Annotated in this window: 11 protein-coding genes and 1 pseudogene; 5 read left to right on the forward strand and 7 right to left on the reverse strand. The window is 72.2% G+C overall.

Annotation, left to right across the window (positions count from 1 at the left end):
- Positions 1-6 precede the first annotated feature (6 nt).
- Positions 7-1074 (reverse strand): ATP-dependent DNA ligase, encoded by a 1068-nt coding sequence (locus tag ACFIF2_RS27350; protein ID WP_395575896.1) that lies wholly within the window; start codon positions 1072-1074, stop codon positions 7-9.
- Positions 1075-1263: 189 nt separating this feature from the next.
- Here ACFIF2_RS27350 and ACFIF2_RS27355 point away from each other — a divergent pair, with 189 nt between their 5' ends.
- Positions 1264-2964, forward strand: coding sequence for a TlrC/CarA/OleB/SrmB family ABC-F type ribosomal protection protein (locus ACFIF2_RS27355; protein WP_395575897.1), 1701 nt, complete (start codon positions 1264-1266; stop codon positions 2962-2964).
- Between the two features lie 47 nt (positions 2965-3011).
- Positions 3012-4037, forward strand: coding sequence for a non-homologous end-joining DNA ligase (gene ligD, locus ACFIF2_RS27360; RefSeq protein ID WP_395575898.1), 1026 nt, complete (start codon positions 3012-3014; stop codon positions 4035-4037).
- A gap of 1 nt (position 4038) precedes the next feature.
- On the opposite strand, the gene ACFIF2_RS27365 is transcribed toward ligD, so the two are convergent.
- Together ACFIF2_RS27365 and ACFIF2_RS27370 are read right to left on the reverse strand one after the other, a co-directional pair.
- The gene (locus ACFIF2_RS27365; RefSeq protein WP_395575899.1) at positions 4039-6228 is read right to left on the reverse strand and encodes an OmpL47-type beta-barrel domain-containing protein; all 2190 of its coding nucleotides are present in this window, start codon (positions 6226-6228) and stop codon (positions 4039-4041) included.
- A 14-nt stretch (positions 6229-6242) separates the two neighbouring features.
- A complete protein-coding gene (locus ACFIF2_RS27370; RefSeq protein ID WP_395575900.1) occupies positions 6243-8720 on the reverse strand; it encodes a ThuA domain-containing protein in 2478 nt (825 codons plus the stop codon).
- A 199-nt stretch (positions 8721-8919) separates the two neighbouring features.
- Between ACFIF2_RS27370 and ACFIF2_RS27375 the strand changes: the two genes are divergently transcribed.
- Positions 8920-9951, forward strand: coding sequence for a multicopper oxidase domain-containing protein (locus ACFIF2_RS27375; protein WP_395575901.1), 1032 nt, complete (start codon positions 8920-8922; stop codon positions 9949-9951).
- Positions 9952-10047: 96 nt separating this feature from the next.
- Positions 10048-11091, forward strand: a complete 1044-nt coding sequence (locus ACFIF2_RS27380; RefSeq protein ID WP_395575902.1) for a LacI family DNA-binding transcriptional regulator — start codon at positions 10048-10050, stop codon at positions 11089-11091.
- A gap of 30 nt (positions 11092-11121) precedes the next feature.
- Here ACFIF2_RS27380 and ACFIF2_RS27385 read toward each other — a convergent pair whose 3' ends face one another.
- Positions 11122-11910: a VOC family protein gene (locus tag ACFIF2_RS27385; RefSeq protein ID WP_395576027.1), complete on the reverse strand. Its 789-nt coding sequence runs from the start codon at positions 11908-11910 to the stop codon at positions 11122-11124.
- A 190-nt stretch (positions 11911-12100) separates the two neighbouring features.
- Between ACFIF2_RS27385 and ACFIF2_RS27390 the strand changes: the two genes are divergently transcribed.
- Positions 12101-12346 (forward strand): WhiB family transcriptional regulator, encoded by a 246-nt coding sequence (locus tag ACFIF2_RS27390; RefSeq protein WP_395575903.1) that lies wholly within the window; start codon positions 12101-12103, stop codon positions 12344-12346.
- 103 nt (positions 12347-12449) lie between these two features.
- Here ACFIF2_RS27390 and ACFIF2_RS27395 read toward each other — a convergent pair whose 3' ends face one another.
- The 3 genes and pseudogenes from ACFIF2_RS27395 to ACFIF2_RS27405 all read right to left on the reverse strand — a co-directional run bounded on the left by ACFIF2_RS27395 (position 12450) and on the right by ACFIF2_RS27405 (position 16190).
- Positions 12450-13424 carry an acyl-ACP desaturase gene (locus ACFIF2_RS27395; protein WP_395575904.1) on the reverse strand — a complete coding sequence of 325 codons (975 nt, stop codon included), beginning with the start codon at positions 13422-13424 and terminating at the stop codon, positions 12450-12452.
- A 208-nt stretch (positions 13425-13632) separates the two neighbouring features.
- Positions 13633-13764: pseudogene (locus ACFIF2_RS27400) on the reverse strand (N(G),N(G)-dimethylarginine dimethylaminohydrolase); the annotation flags it as partial.
- Positions 13765-13931: 167 nt separating this feature from the next.
- On the reverse strand, positions 13932-16190 hold the full coding sequence (locus ACFIF2_RS27405) for an ATP-binding cassette domain-containing protein (RefSeq protein WP_395575905.1): 2259 nt from the start codon (positions 16188-16190) through the stop codon (positions 13932-13934).
- Position 16191: the final 1 nt, after the last annotated feature.

Genomic DNA, 16191 nt, shown 5'->3' on the forward strand with positions numbered 1-16191 from the left:
CCCGCGTCACGGCCCGCCGAGGATCTCCGCCAGGTCGTAGCGCACCGGCTCCTCCAGCTGGGCGTAGGTGCAGCTGTGCGGCGTCCGGTCCGGGCGCCAGCGGCGGAAACGGGCCGTGTGCCGGAAACGCGCCCCGTTCTCCATGTGGTCGTAGGCGACCTCGACGACCCGTTCCGGACGCAGCGGCACCCAGGACAGGTCCTTCTTGCCCGACCAGCGACTCGGGGCGCCGGGCAGCCGGGCCGCCTCGTGCGCCGACTCCTCGGCCCAGGCGGCCCACGGGTGGCCCCCGACGTCGTCCATGCGCAGCGGTTCCAGCTCCTCCACCAGCTCGGCACGCCGCTTCATGGTGAAGGCGGCGCTCACGCCGACGTGCTGGAGGACGCCCTTGTCGTCGTACAGGCCGAGCAGCAGCGAACCGACCACCGGGCCGCTCTTGTGCAGGCGGTAGCCGGCGACGACCACGTCCGCCGTCCGCTCGTGCTTGATCTTGTACATGGCCCGCTCGTCCTGCCGGTAGCCCAGGTCCGGCGGCTTGGCGACGACCCCGTCCAGACCCGCCCCTTCGTACTGCTCGAACCAGCGCCGGGCCACCTCGATGTCGTCCGTCGCCGGCGCCACGTGCACCGGCGGTGTGACCCCGTCCAGCGTCCGGACCAGCAGCGCCCGCCGGTCGGCCAGCGCCACGTCGAGCAGGGAGTCGCCGTCCAGCGCCAGCAGGTCGAAGACCACGAGCGAGGCCGGCGACCGCTCGGCCAGCATCCGCACCCGGGAGTCCGCCGGGTGGATCCGCTCGGTGAGCGCGTCGAAGTCCAGATGCCCCTCCCGCGCGATCACGATCTCCCCGTCCACCACGCACCGCTCGGGCAACCGCTCCCGCACCGCCGCCACCAGCTCCGGGAAGTACCTGGTCAACGGCTTGCCGGTACGGCTGCCCAGCTCGACCTCGGCGCCGTCGCGGAACACGATCGACCGGAACCCGTCCCACTTGGCCTCGTAGTGCATGCCCGGCGGGATCTTCGCCACGGACTTGGCGAGCATCGGCTTCACGGGCGGCATGACGGGCAGATCCATGGTCCGACTGTAGGAGCGGCCGGCCGCCCCCGCCTGTTAACGTGGTGGGGTGATCAGGTTCTACTACTTCTACATCTGATACCGCCCCGGGAGTCCGGGCGCCGATGCCGCCGCGCGCGAGCGGCGTGATTCCGGCTGCCCGCTCCGTATCGGTCACCTGTTCACTTCTTCCGATATGGCGGATCACCCATGCACCGGCGTACCTCTGACGCCCACACCTGCCCGACCACCCTTCCCGCGTCCGCACCCGGCTCGGGCGCCTTCCAGGTCGTCCTGGACGACGTCGTCCGCGCGCCCGGCGGGCGGCCGCTCCTGGACGGCGTCCACCAGTCGGTGTCACCCGGCGAGCGCATCGGCGTCGTCGGCGAGAACGGCACCGGCAAGTCGACCCTGCTGCGCCTCCTGGCCGGCGTCGACGTGCCCGACGCGGGACACGTCCGCGTCCACGCCCCCGGCGGCGCCGGATACCTGCCGCAGACCCCCGACCTGCCCCCGGACGACACCGTTCAGGACGCCGTCGACCACGCCCTCGCCGACCTGCGGGCCCTGGAGGGCGCCCTGTGCCGGGCCGAGCGGGCGCTGACCGAGGCCGGCCCCGGTGAACTGGACGGTCTGCTCGCCACGTACGGGGAACTGCTGGAGGCGTTCGAGGCCCGGGACGGCTACGCGGCCGACGCCCGCGTCGAGTCCGCCCTGCACGGACTGGGCCTGCGCCACGTCACCCCCGACCGGCTCCTCGGCAGCCTCTCGGGCGGCGAACAGGCCCGCCTGGGCCTGGCCTGCCTGCTGGCGTCCGCTCCCCAGCTCCTGCTGCTCGACGAGCCGACCAACCACCTCGACGTACCGGCCGTCGAGTGGCTGGAGGAGCACCTGCGCGCCCACCGGGGCAGCGTCCTGGCGGTATCCCACGACCGTGTCTTCCTGGAACGCGTCGCCACCGCACTGTGGGAGGTGGACGGCGAGCGCCGCACCGTGCACCGGCACGGCGGCGGCTACGCCGGGTACCTGAGGGCGAAGGCGGGCGCCCGGCGCCGCTGGGAACAGGAGTACGCCGACTGGCGGCGGGAGCTGGCGGAGCAGAGCGAACTCGCCCGCCGCGCCGCCGGCACCCTGCACGCCGGACCCCGGCGCGCGTCCAACGCCGACCGCGCCGGCGGGCGCCACCAGCGCAGCGTGGAGAAGCAGATCTCCGCCCGCGTGCGGCAGGCGGGGGAACGGGTGCGGCGCCTGGAGGAGAACCCGGTGCCGCAGCCCCCGGCACCCCTCCGCTTCCGGGTCCGGGTCGAGGGCGGCGACGCGGACCACCGCGGCCCGCTGGCCGACCTGCACCGGGTGGCCGTCGGCGATCGGCTCGACGTCGACGACTTCACCGTCGGCCCGGGCGACCGGATCCTGGTCACCGGCGAGAACGGCGCCGGCAAGAGCACCCTCCTACGGGTCCTCGCCGGCGACCTGCGCCCCGACCGGGGCACGTGCGCCCGCCCGGAACGCGTCGGCTGGCTGCCCCAGGAGACCCCGGTCACCCACCCGCGGCGCACCCTGCTGGACGCGTACGCGGCCGGACTGCCCGGCGCCCCGGCCGAGCACCGGGAGGCACTGCTGGGGCTCGGCCTGTTCCGCCTCCCCGACCTGACGACGGCGGTCGGCGACCTGTCCACCGGGCAGCTGCGGCGGCTCGCGCTGGCCCGGCTGCTGCGGGACCCGGTGGACCTGCTGCTCCTGGACGAGCCGACCAACCACCTCTCGCCCGCGCTCGTCGAGGACTTCGAGGAGGCCCTGCGCCACTACCGGGGCGCGCTGGTCGTGGTCTCCCACGACCGCATGCTCGGCCGGCGCTTCACCGGCCGCCGGGTCCGGATGCGCGAGGGGAGCCCGGTCGAGCTGGGATGATCCCGCCGGGCGTGCGAGGTCCCCCGGGTGCGCCTACCGTGGCTCGCATGGCGGAAGCGGTGGAACTGGAGGCGGGCGGCCGCACCGTGCGGCTGTCCAGCCCGGGGAAGGTCTTCTTCCCGGAGCACGGCTACACCAAGCTCGACGTGGCCCGGTACTACCAGGCGGTCGCCCCCGGCATCCTGCGCGCCCTGCGCGACCGCCCCACCACCCTCCAGCGCTACCCGGACGGCGTCACCGGCGAGTGGTTCTACCAGAAGCGCGCGCCCAAGGGCATGCCCGACTGGATCCCCACCGCGCACATCACCTTCCCCAGCGGACGCAGTGCCGACGAGATGTGCCCCACCGAGGAGGCGGCGGTCCTGTGGGCCGCGCAGTACGGCACCCTCACCTTCCACCCCTGGCCGGTGCGCCGCGACGACGTCGACCACCCCGACGAACTGCGCATCGACCTCGACCCGCAGCCCGGCACCGACTACGACGACGCCGCCCGCGCCGCCCACGAACTGCGCGCCGTGCTGGAGGAGTTCGGAGGGCTGAAGGGCTGGCCGAAGACCTCGGGCGGGCGCGGCATCCACGTCTTCGTGCCGATCGAGCCCCGCTGGACCTTCACCCAGGTGCGGCGCGCCGCGATCGCCGCCGGACGCGAGATGGAACGGCGGATGCCGGAGCGGGTGACCATCAAGTGGTGGAAGGAGGAGCGCGGCGAGCGCATCTTCATCGACTACAACCAGACCGCCCGCGACCGCACCATCGCCTCCGCCTACTCCGTGCGCCCCCGCCCGCACGCGCCCGTCTCCGCGCCGCTGACCTGGGACGAGGTCGGCGTCGCGCACCCGCAGGACTTCGACATCACGACCATGCCCGCGCGCTTCGCCGAACTCGGCGACGTGCACGCGGGCATGGACGACCAGGCGTACTCCCTCGACGCCCTGCTGGAGCTGGCAACGAAGGACGAGCGCGACCACGGGCTCGGTGATCTGCCGTACCCGCCCGAGTATCCGAAGATGCCGGGGGAACCCAGCCGGGTACAGCCGAGCCGCGCGAAGAAGCCGCGCCCTCAGGAGAGCTGAGCTACAACTCCTTGATCCGGACGTCCCGGTAGGAGACCACGTCCGTCGTGCCGTGCACCTGGAGCCCGACGTGTCCGGAGGCGAACCGCCGGCCGTCCGTGCCCGGGTCGTCCGAGCGCGGCGGGTAGAAGTCCTGGCCGCCGGTGTTGTCGAACTCGTTGATCAGCACGCCGTTGCGGTACACGGAGTAGTGCTGGTCGACCACGCGGATCTCGTAGTCGTTCCAGGTGCCCTTCTCCGTCACCCCGGCCCCGGCCAGGCCCACCCGGTCGAAGCCGTAGACCGAGCCGGTCTTGTACATGTCGCCGGTCGGGCCGTCGAACACCTGGACCTCGTGCCCGTACTTGATGGCGACCCACTCCGGCCGGGACTCCTCCGGGTGGTCGTGGACCTGCGGGAAGCGGACGAAGACGCCGCCGTTGGTGCGCGTGGTGCCCGGCGCGTCGTCACGCCACTGGAGCTTCAGCGAGAAGTCGCCGTACTTGCGCTCCGGGAACCACAGCATGCCCATGCCCGGCGTGGTGGTGCTGGAGGTGATCGACCCGTCCGGGTTCAGCCCGAACGAACCGCCGCCCACCTGCTCCCACTTGGCCAGCGACGCCTGGGTGCCGTCGAGGATCGTGCGGTAGCCATCGGTCTGGCCGGGCAGGCCGATCTTCGACTGCCGGGCGGCCTGGTTGATCGCCCGGTACTCCCGCCGGTCGACGACGCCCTCGTCCAGCAGCGCGTCGGTGACCTCCCGGACGTGCTTGAGGAACAGGGCCTGGGAGGTCCACTCCTTCTCGTCCTCGATCATCTCGTTGATCCGGCACCGGTTGTTCGTGACCCGGTTCGGCACCCCCGTGTCGACCGTGCCGACGATCACCGTGAGGCGCTCGTCGTACTCCGGGCAGGGCGGCGGCGGCACCTGGCCCGACACCACCGTGAAGCTCACGGTCACCGATGCGGAGGTGTTGCCCGCCTTGTCGCTCGCCCGGTAGGCGACGGTGTGCCGGCCCACCCGGTCGACGACCACGGGCCCGGTGTACGCCAGGTAGGGCCCGGCGTCGAGCGAGTACTCCACGCCGGCCACACCGGAACCGCCCTCGTCGGTGGCGCTGACGGTCACCTTGGCGCTGCCGACGTACGCGCCGGCGGAGTCCTTGGTGCCCTCCACGGTCGCGCCGGTCACCGGCGGGGTGGTGTCCTCGGGCGGGGCGGCGACGACGGTGAAGGCGACGCTCTTGTCCGCCGCGACGTTGCCCGCCTTGTCGGTGGCGCGGTAGCGCACGGTGTGCTCGCCGACCGCGTGCACCATCACGGGCGCGGTGTACGCCTGCCAGGCGCCGTCACCGACCGCGTACTCGATGGTGTTGACGCCGGAACCGGTGTCGGAGGCGGTGACGGTCACCGTCGCCATGTCGATGTAGGCGCCGTCCGGGTTCTTCTCGCCGCTGACCGTCGCCGAGGTCTCGGGCGCCGTCGTGTCGTCGGTGTCCGGGGCGGCCACGGTGAACGTGACGCTCTTCTCGGCGGCCGCGTTGCCCGCCTTGTCGAACGCCCGGTAGCGCACGGTGTGTTCGCCGACCTGGTCGACGACGACCGGCGTGGTGTACGGCTGCCAGGCACCGTCGGCGCCGAGGGCGTACTCGATCCGGTCGACGCCGGAACCGCCCTCGTCGGTGGCGCCGAGCGTCACGCTCGCGGAGCCGACGTAGGCGCCGTCGGCGTTCTGCGTGCCACCGACCTCGGCCGACGTCGCGGGCGCGGTGGTGTCCTCGCCGCCGCCGCCCTCGGTCACCACGAGCACGCCCTTCATCTCCCCGTGGCCGGGGATCGTGCAGTGGTACATGTAGCGGCCGGGGGTGAGGGTGACCTCGGCGGTGTGCCTGCCGCCCTGGTCGTCGCCCGGGTTGGCCAGGATGTTCAGCTGGACGTCCTGGTTGTACTCGGGATCGCTGGTCATGAACGTCAGCGTGTGCGGCATGCCGGTGGTGTTGCCGGTCGCCTCGCTGTTCTCGAAGACGATCGTGGCCGGGCCGGCCACCGCCGTCTCGGGCGCGGACGTGTACTTGGTGATGTCGTCGCCCGCGGTCCAGGTGAGGACCTGGTCCGCCGCGGCGGCCTTCGCCTCGGCCCGGGGCTGCCCGGTGGCGGACGTCGCCTGCAGGCCGAGCATCATCAGCAGGCCGGCCAACAAGGCCGCCCACATTCTTCGTTGGCGTATCACTCAGACCCCCTCGCCAGCTGTCCGGCGGCGGGCGTCGGCCCGCCGCCCTCGTAGGTGACCCGCCACAGGGCCGACTTGGAGTCCGAGGTGAAGAAGCCGCGGCCGTAGTCCAGGACGTACAGCGCGCCGTCGGGGCCGAACTTCCAGCCCATCAGGTTCTTGATGCCGTCGTTGCCGATCGGCACGATCTTCTTCAGCGACTCCGCGTGCACCGGCAGACCGCCGTCGCCCTGCGTCTTCGGGTCCATCAGCACCGCGTTGCGCGGCTGGTCGGCGTCGTAGAAGTCACCGACGAACCACTTGCCGTCCCAGTACGCGGGCCACTTGGTGGTGCTGGAGCTGTCCGCGTCGAAGCGGTAGACCGGGCCGTTCATCGCGGCCTGGCCGCCGCCCTTGAGCCAGGGCAGCTTGTAGGTGGCCTCCTCCTGCTTGTACGACGGGACTCCGTTCGCGTCGCGCGGGAAGTCGGGGCCGCCGCCCTGGGGCGAGTACCAGATGTTGTTGCCGGTCACCGGCGGCAGGTTGACCAGGCCGTCGTTGTTCGGCGACTCGTTCTTCGGGGCCTTGCAGTCGTACCAGCCCAGCGGCTTCGACGGGTCCGGCAGGTTCCGGTCCCGGTAGGGCTGGTTGTTGCCCATGCAGTACGGCCAGCCCCGGTTGCTCGCCTTGGTGATCACGGCGAACGTGTCGTACTTGGCCGGGCCCCAGGTCGGCGACGGGGAGCCGGCGTCCGGGCCGACCCAGCCCGCGTACAGGGTGTCGGTGGCCTTGTCGACCGAGATGCGCGCCGGGTTGCGCACGCCCATCACGTAGATCTCGCCGCGCGTCTTGCCGCCGCCCTCGGCCGTCTCCTCGCCGGTGAACAGGTTGCCCTCGGGGAGGGTGTAGGTCCCGTCCGGCTCCGGGTGGATGCGCAGGATCTTGCCGTTGAGGTTGTTGGTGTTGCCGGCGGTGCGGCGCGCGTCGGCGAAGGACACGCCCTTGTAGTTGGGCTCCGGGTTGTTGCCCGAGTAACCGCCGCTGAAGCCGCTGGAGTTGTTGTCACCGGTGGCGATGTACAGGTTGCCCTTGGAGTCCCAGGCCATCCCGCCGCCCGCGTGGCAGCAGCTGTGGATCTGCACCGGCCACTTCAGCAGCACCTTCTCGCTGCCCAGATCCAGCTTGTTCGTGGCCCCGTCCAGCGTGAAGCGGGAGACGCGTCGCTCGGCCATGCGGGTCTCGCGGTCGATCCCGGAGTGGGGTGTGTAGTGCAGGTACACCCAGCCGTTCTGCGCGAACCCCGGGTCCAGCTCGATGCCGAGCAGGCCCTCCTCGACCTTGGTCAGCTCGTCGCCGCCGCCCTTGTTGCCGAAGACGGTCAGTGCGCCGGCGAGTGTCACCTTGTCGGTCTTCGGGTCCCAGACGTGGATCTCGCCCTTGCCCTTGCCGACGTCCGGGTTGTTCCAGTCGGTGATCACGGGCTGGGAGGAGTCCGCGCCGCCCCGGCCGATGTAGAAGACCCGGCCGTCGGGCGCGGTGACCAGGCCGTGCGGTTCGCCGATCTGGTCGTTCTGGCCGGGCTGGTTGGGGTCGGTGAGCCGCTCGGCCTTGTAGTTGCCGTTGATGGTCGCCTTGCAGTCGGCCCGCGCCAGGCGCGTGGTCCACATCAGGGCGCCGCGCAGGTGGGCGCGGAAGTCGGTCTCGTCGTACGACGACACCGTGCCGCCCATGCCGGTGTAGAAGGACCGGCCGCCGTCGTAGTCCCGGCACCAGCTGACCGGGTGGTCCCAGCCGTTGGCGCCCGCCCCGGGCTGGTACGTCGACTCGCGCACCCGGGCGACGGTGTGCACGTCGCCGGACGGGTTCTTCTGCCAGTTGAGCCACGCGTCGGGCCGCTTCCACTGCACCGGCAGGTCCTTGGTGGCCGGATGGCGCCGGTCACCGACCTCGACGGTGGCCCGCTGGACCTTCGCCGGGCTCGAGGCCGCCGGGCGGGCGCCGACCAGGCCGGTGAACCAGTCCGAGTACGGCTCCGCGCGGGCCGCGTCGTGGATGCCGACGAATCCGCCGCCGGCCTCCATGTACGCCTCCAGGCCCGCCTCCTGGTCCGGATCGAGGACGTCGCCGCCGCCGGTCAGGAACACGACCGCGTTGAAACGGCTGAGCCTCTTCTCGTTGGTGAACACCGAGGCGTTGTCCGTGGCCTCGACGGTGAAACGCTCGTTCGCCGGGCCGGACAGCCCGATCCGCTCGATGGCCGCGATCCCCGCGTTCACCACCGGGGACTCGTCCCCGGACGCGGCGGACCCGTAGAAGATCAGCACCCGTACGTTGGCGCCGCCCGGCGGCGACTTGATCGACATCGTTGTCAGGGACGGGTCCGGCGCCGGACGCGCGCTGGCGGCAGGGCCGGCCAGTAATCCCGCGGCGACGAAACCGGCGGTCGCGAACGCCGCCCAGCCTCTGCTTCTCGCGCTCAACCCTCTCAAGGGCATGGGCACCTCCTCGGTCACGGCAGCAGCGCCAAGGAAGCTAGACCTCTTTGCGTGGTTCGCCAATAGGTATGACCGGGATCCAACGAACTTTGTCCTGACTGTGGATAAACGCGGCGGCAACCGGTACCGTCCCACAGGTTCCTCACAGCCACTCAGGGCTACGTCTGCGCAAATTCCGTATCAGCCAGGGGAGTTCGGCATGGACAGGCGAGGCTTCAACCGACGGGTACTGCTGGGCGGCGCGGCCGTCGCGACATCGTTGTCCATCGCTCCGGAGACCGCCGGCGCGGCCGGGGAGGCGGGCGCGGTCACCGCGAGGACGGCACCGGCCGGGGGCGAGGTGAGACATCTCAAGATGTACGCCGAGAAGCTGCCCGACGGGCAGATGGGCTACGGCTTCGAGAAGGGCAAGGCGTCCATCCCCGGCCCGCTGATCGAGCTGAACGAGGGCGACACGCTGCATATCGAGTTCACGAACACGATGGACGTGCGGGCCAGCCTGCACGTCCACGGCCTGGACTACGAGATCTCCAGCGACGGCACGGCCATGAACAAGAGCGACGTGGAACCCGGCGGCACCCGTACGTACACCTGGCGCACCCACAAACCCGGCCGTCGCGCGGACGGCACCTGGCGGGCGGGCAGCGCGGGCTACTGGCACTACCACGACCACGTCGTGGGCACCGAGCACGGCACCGGCGGCATCCGCAAGGGCCTGTACGGGCCGGTGATCGTGCGCCGCAAGGGCGACGTGCTGCCGGACGCCACGCACACGATCGTCTTCAACGACATGCTCATCAACAATCAGAAGCCGCACACCGGGCCGAACTTCGAGGCCACCGTGGGCGACCGGGTCGAGATCGTCATGATCACGCACGGCGAGTACTACCACACCTTCCACATGCACGGTCACCGCTGGGCCGACAACCGCACCGGCATGCTCACCGGCCCCGACGACCCCAGCCAGGTCATCGACAACAAGATCACCGGCCCCGCGGACTCCTTCGGCTTCCAGATCATCGCGGGGGAGGGGGTCGGCGCCGGGGCGTGGATGTACCACTGCCACGTGCAGAGCCACTCCGACATGGGGATGGTGGGGCTGTTCCTGGTGAAGAAGAAGGACGGCACGATCCCCGGGTACGACCCGCACGAACACGCGCACGGGGGCGGAGAACCGGCGGAGGAGCAGACCGGCGAGCAGACCGGGGAGGCGTCGGCGCACCACCACTGAGGGCAGGTGCCCGGGGGCACCATCCCCGCGAGAGCGCTCTCGCCGGTCCGGCGGCTGCGGCTATCCTGAGCCACAGCCGCCGACGAGGAGCCCCGAGTGAGCGAGACAGCGCCGCGTCCCACGCTGGAGGCCGTGGCCGCACGCGCCGGCGTCTCCCGGGCCACCGTGTCCCGCGTGGTCAACGGCGCGCACGGGGTGCGGGACGCGCTGGCCGAACGCGTACGGCGCGCGGTGGAGGAACTCGGCTACGTGCCCAACCAGGCCGCCCGCAGCCTCGTGACCCGACGCCACGACGCCGTCGCGGTCGTCGCCGCCGAGCCGGAGACCCGCGTCTTCTCCGACCCGTACTTCGCCCAGCAGCTGCGCGGCATCAGCAAGGAACTGACCGCCCACGACAGCCAGCTGGTGCTGCTGCTCACCGAGGGCCGCGAGGACCACGCCCGCGTCGGCCGCTATCTGGCCGGCGGCCACGTCGACGGCGCGCTCGTCTTCTCCCTCCACCTCGACGACCCGCTGCCCGGCCTGGTGCGCGGTGCCGGCCTGCCGACCGTCTTCGGCGGCCGGCCCGGCTGGGACGACGGCCGGGACGACGTGGTCTACGTCGACAGCGACAACCGCGGCGGCGCCCGCGACGCCGTGCGCCACCTGGCCGGCCTCGGCCGCGACCGCGTCGCGCACATCACCGGACCCCTCGACCAGACCTCCGCGGCGGACCGGCTGGCCGGCTTCCGCGACGTCCGGGGGGACGCCGGTGAGGGGCTGATCGCCCGGGGGGACTTCACCTCGGCCGGCGGGGAGCGGGCGATGCGCGAGCTGCTCGACCGGTGCCCGGACCTGGACGCCGTGTTCGCCGCCAACGACCTCACCGCGGCGGGCGCCCTGCGGGTGCTGCGCGAGCGGGGACGGCGGGTGCCGGACGACGTCGCCGTGGTCGGGTTCGACGACATGCTGCCGGTCGCCGAACAGACCGACCCCCCGCTGACCACGGTCCGTCAGGACATCGAGGGCATGGGCCGGCTGATGGCCCGCCTGCTGCTGCGCGGCCTGGACCGCGACGCGGACGCGGGGGACCCGCGGGGGCCCGCCCCCTCGTCCGGCGTCGTCCTGCCGACGACCCTGGTCCGCCGCGCGACGGCGTGAGCGGCGCGGCGAGTCTGGCCGCAGCCGTCTCTAGACCTCCCGCGGCACCGGCCTGAGCACCGCGAACCGGGCGCCGTACGGGTCGGCGAGGTGGGCCAGGCGGCCGACGCCCTCGATGTCCGTCGCGGGCGTCCGCACCGTGCCGCCCAGCTCCCCGGTCCTGGCCACCGCGGCGTCCGTGTCGGCCACCGCGAAGTACGGCAGCCACTGGGCGTCCGTCCCCGCCGGGTCGTCGGCGAGCGGGACGACGCCGCCGAACATGCTCTCCTCGCCCTCGCCGGCCGGGTTGAGGCAGGTGTACTCCCCGGCGTCGGGGAACGGGACGGCGGAGGTCTCCAGTCCCAGCACCGCGTCGTAGTACGCGGCGGCGGCCGCGACGTCCGCCGTGTGCAGCTCGACCCAGACGAGCGCGCCGGTCTCGCCGGCCACGCCCAGGCCGCCCAGCCGCCCCGGCTGCCAGACGCCGAACGGCACCCCCGCCCGGTCGGCCAGGATCGCCATGGTGCCCTGGCCCATCACGTCCATCGGCCGCATGAGCACACCGCCGCGCGCCTGCTCGGACGCCCGCGCGGCGCCCTCGGCGTCGTGGGTCTGGAAGTACACCGTCCAGGACGGCGGGCCCTGCTCCGGCGTGGTTCGCATGCCGCCGGCCACGAGCCGGCCGTCCAGCTCGAAGAAGCCGTACCTCCCGGCCTCGGGCCCCGCTGACCGGAACCGCCAGCCGAAGAGGCCGCCGTAGAAGGACGCGGCGCCGTCGATGTCGGAGGTGCCGACGTCGATCCAGTTCGGCGCGCCGGTGACGAAACGGGTGGTGAGCATCATCGCCCTCCTCGGAAGGGGCCCGTTGCCTGACACTGCCGAGTCTTCCACCGACCACCGGCAACCGCTTCCGCGCGCCGCCGTGCGCCCCGGCGCCGGGCGGGGGACCATCGGGCGGCCGGAGGCCCGACGGCGCGGCGTTGATGCCGCGTTGATCGAACGTTTTTCGCCGTGCGGCACGCTCTCGTCCATGCACATCGAACTGATCGCGACGCCCGACCTCGACTGGCAGGAGGAGGCGTTGTGCGCACAGACCGGAGGGGACTTCTTCTTCCCCGAGCCCGGCAGTTCCGTACGCGACGCGAAGCGGATCTGCGCCCTCTGCCCGATCCGCTCGGCCTGTCTGGAGTACGCGCTGAGCAACGACGAACGCTTCGGCGTCTGGGGCGGGCTCTCGGAGAAGGAACGCCTGGCGCTGCGCCGCACCACGCACTGAGGCCGCACCACCCTCCGGGCCGGGCTCGCGGGCCCGGTGCGCCCGGAGGGGTGCGGCGGGGCGGCGGTGCGGTCGGAGGGGGTACGGCCGGGCGGCGGGGCGGTCAGCCCGCGGCGCGGGCCGCCATCCGCGCCTTGCGCGCGGCCAGCTTCTCGTCGAACTTGGCGGCCTCCGCGTCCAGTCCGCCCATGTACAGGCCCAGCTCCTCCTGCGCCTGCTGCCCCTCCGGGCCGAGGCCGTCGATCTCCATGATCTTCAGGAAGCGCAGCACGGGCTGGATCACGTCGTCGTGGTGGATGCGCAGGTTGTAGACCTCGCCGATCGCCATCTGCGCGGCGGCCCGCTCGAAGCCGGGCATACCGTGGCCGGGCATCCGGAAGTTCACGACCACGTCCCGCACCGCCTGCATCGTCAGATCGGGCGCCAGCTCGAAGGCCGCCTTGAGCAGGTTGCGGTAGAAGACCATGTGCAGGTTCTCGTCGGTCGCGATGCGGGCCAGCATGCGGTCGCAGACCGGGTCGCCGGACTGGTGGCCCGTGTTGCGGTGCGAGATGCGGGTGGCCAGCTCCTGGAAGGCGACGTACGCCACCGAGTGGAGCATCGAGTGCCGGTTGTCCGACTCGAAGCCCTCACTCATGTGGGCCATGCGGAACTGCTCCAGCTGGTCCGGGTCCACCGCGCGCGAGGCGAGCAGGTAGTCGCGCATCACGATGCCGTGCCGGCCCTCCTCCGCGGTCCAGCGGTGCACCCAGGTGCCCCAGGCGCCGTCCCGGCCGAAGAGGCTCGCGATCTCGTGGTGGTAGCTGGGGAGGTTGTCCTCCGTCAGGAGGTTCACCACCAGGGCGATCCGGCCGATCTCGGTGACCTTGGACTGGCCCTTCTCCCAGGCCTCGCCGTCCTCGAAGAACCCGGGGAAGTTGCGGCCGTCGCTCCAGGGCACGTACTCGTGCGGCATCCAGTCCTTGGTGACCTTCAGGTGCCGGTTGAGCTCGGTCTCGACCACTTCCTCCAGCGCGTACAGCAGCCGGGCGTCGGTCCAGTCGGCGGAATTGCCGAGGTGCGGGGAGACGATCGTCACAGAGAACTCCAGGGGACGTGCGACAAAACGGAATGCGGCCGGCGAGCGGTGCCGGGAACCTACGGAATCGTAGGCTACGAAACCGTAGGTTACGAGACCGTAGGTTAAACGCACTGTAAAGGCCGCTGATCAGCCCCCCGCGCGCCGCATCGCGCGTCGGCCCCGAGGCGCGCAGGTCCCGGGGCCTGACCGGTGACGACCGCGCCCGTCAGACGTACAGTTCCCGCAAACGGACCGAGAGGCACGTCACACAGCTCTCCAGCTTCTCGAACTCGCCGATGTCCACGAGCAGCTTGCCGCCCCCGAGCAGCACCACCTGCGCCCCGGACCGCGCGACCACCCGGGCGCCCAGCCGCTGGACGCCGGCCGCGTCGGTGCTCCCCCGCTGCCCGAGCCGGGCACGTGGGGGTCTCCGGGAGTCTCCGTCGAGGTGCCGGCCGTCCGGCGCCCGTGGCGCGGCGCCGGTCGGCCATCATGCAGCGGGGGACCGCACCCACGAAACCCCCGTCAGCCTCCCGTGGCCCTCCTGAGATGCTCGGCGGTGCTGGAGCCGGATGCCGAGAGCAGCTCGTGCGGGGTGCCCTCGAAGATCACCCGGCCGCCGTCCCGGCCCCCGTCCGGGCCGAGGTCGATCACCCGGTCGGCGTGGGCCACCACCTCCAGGTTGTGCTCGACGACCACGACCGTGTTGCCGCCCTCCACCAGCCGGTCCAGCAGGGCCAGCAGCCCTTCGACGTCCGACATGTGCAGGCCGGTGGTCGGTTCGTCCAGGACGTACACGGCGCCGGTGCGGTGCAGCCGGGTGGCCAGCTTGATGCGCTGCCGTTCGCCGCCCGACAGCGTGGACAGCGGCTGCCCGAGCGTCAGGTAGGTCAGGCCGACGTCGCGCAGGGCGCGCAGCCGCCGCCGTACGCCCGGGTCGGCGAAGAAGTCCAGGGCCCGGTCGGCGGTCATCGCCAGGACGTCGGCGATCGAGCGGCCGTCGACCGTCAGCCGCAGCACCTCCTCGCGGAAGCGCCGGCCCTCGCAGTCGTGGCAGGTGGTCGTCACGGGGTCCATGAACGCCAGGTCGGTGTGGATGACCCCGCGCCCCTCGCAGGTGCCGCAGGCCCCCGACGAGTTGAAGCTGAAGAACCCCGGTTCGGTCCCCGTCCGCGCCGCGAAGACCTTTCGTACCGTGTCCATGATCCCGAGGTACGTCGCCGGGGTCGACCGCGCCGAGACGCCGATCGCGGACTGGTCGACGACCACCGCGTCCGGGTGGGCGGCGACCAGCTCGGCGACCAGCGTGCTCTTGCCCGACCCGGCGACCCCGGTGACGGCGGTCAGCACCCCGGTCGGGAAGGCCACCGTCACGTCCCGCAGGTTGTGCCGGCCGGCGCCCTTCACCCACAGCTCGCCGGTCGGCGTCCGCGGAGCCTCCTTCACCGTCGTACGGCGGCCCAGGAACCGTCCGGTGAGCGTGCCGGCCGCGGCCAGCTCGCCCGGAGTCCCCTCGAACACCACCCGGCCGCCGTCCGCGCCGGCCCGCGGGCCCATGTCGACGACGTGGTCCGCGAGCCCGATGACGTCCGGGTCGTGCTCGACGACCAGCACGGTGTTGCCCTTGTCGCGCAGCCGCAGCAGCAGGTCGCCGAGGCGCCCGACGTCGCGCGGGTGCAGCCCGACGCTGGGCTCGTCGAAGATGTACGTCATCCCGGTCAGGCTGGAGCCGAGGTGCCGCACGGTCTTCAGCCGCTGTCCCTCGCCGCCGGACAGGGTGGCGGTCTCCCGGTCGAGGCTGAGGTAGCCGAGACCGATCGCCTCGATCCGCTCCAGCGCGGCGACGGCCGCGGCGGCGACCGGCCGGGCCACCGGGTCGGTGATCCCCTTCAGTACGGCGATCAGGTCGGTGACCTGCATGCGGGAGCAGTCGGCGATGGAGTGCCCGTCGATCCGGGACGCGAGCGCCGCCGCGTTCAGCCGGGCGCCGCCGCAGTCGGGGCAGTCGCCCTCGACCATGAACCCGCGCACCAGGTCCCGGGTCTTCTCGCTCATCGCCGACAGGTCCCGCTTGAGGTAGAGCCGCTCGAAACGGTCGGCGAGGCCCTCGTACTCCGTGGTCCAGGTGCCGCCGCTGCCGTTGACGGTGACCTTGCTGCCGGGTCGCCCGCGCATCAGGAACGCGCGCTCGGCGTCCGTGAAGTCGCCGACCGGCTTGTCCGGGTCCAGCTCGTCGGAGTTGGTGTACGCCTGCCCCTGCCAGGTCCCGGCCGCGAACGGCGGGAAGCGGACCGCCCCGTCGGCCAGCGACCTGGCCGGGTCGAGGATGCGGTCCCAGTCGGGCCGCACCCGGCGGCCCAGGCCGTCGCAGCCGGGGCACATCCCCGACGGGTCGTTGAACGAGTACGCCGTCGCCGTCCCCGCGCTGGGCGTGCCGTGCCGCGAGAACAGCACCCGCAGCACCGAGTGGATGTCGGTCATCGTGCCGACGGTGGAGCGGGAGTGGCCGCCGACCGGCCGCTGGTCGACGACGATCGCGGGGGAGAGGTCCTCCAGGGCGTCCGCGTGCGGGCGCTCGTACTTGGGCAGCCGGTTGCGCACGAACCAGGTGAACGTCTCGTTCAGCTGGCGCTGCGACTCGACCGCGATCGTGTCGAACACGACCGACGACTTCCCCGAGCCCGAAACGCCGGTGAACACGGTCAGCCGGCCTTTCGGGATGCGGAGGGTGACGTCCTGGAGGTTGTTCTCCCGGGCCCCGGTGATGCTGATGAACTCGCTCATG

It is taken from the genome of Streptomyces sp. BK79 (assembly GCF_044142145.1).
In the GTDB taxonomy this organism is placed as follows: domain Bacteria; phylum Actinomycetota; class Actinomycetes; order Streptomycetales; family Streptomycetaceae; genus Streptomyces.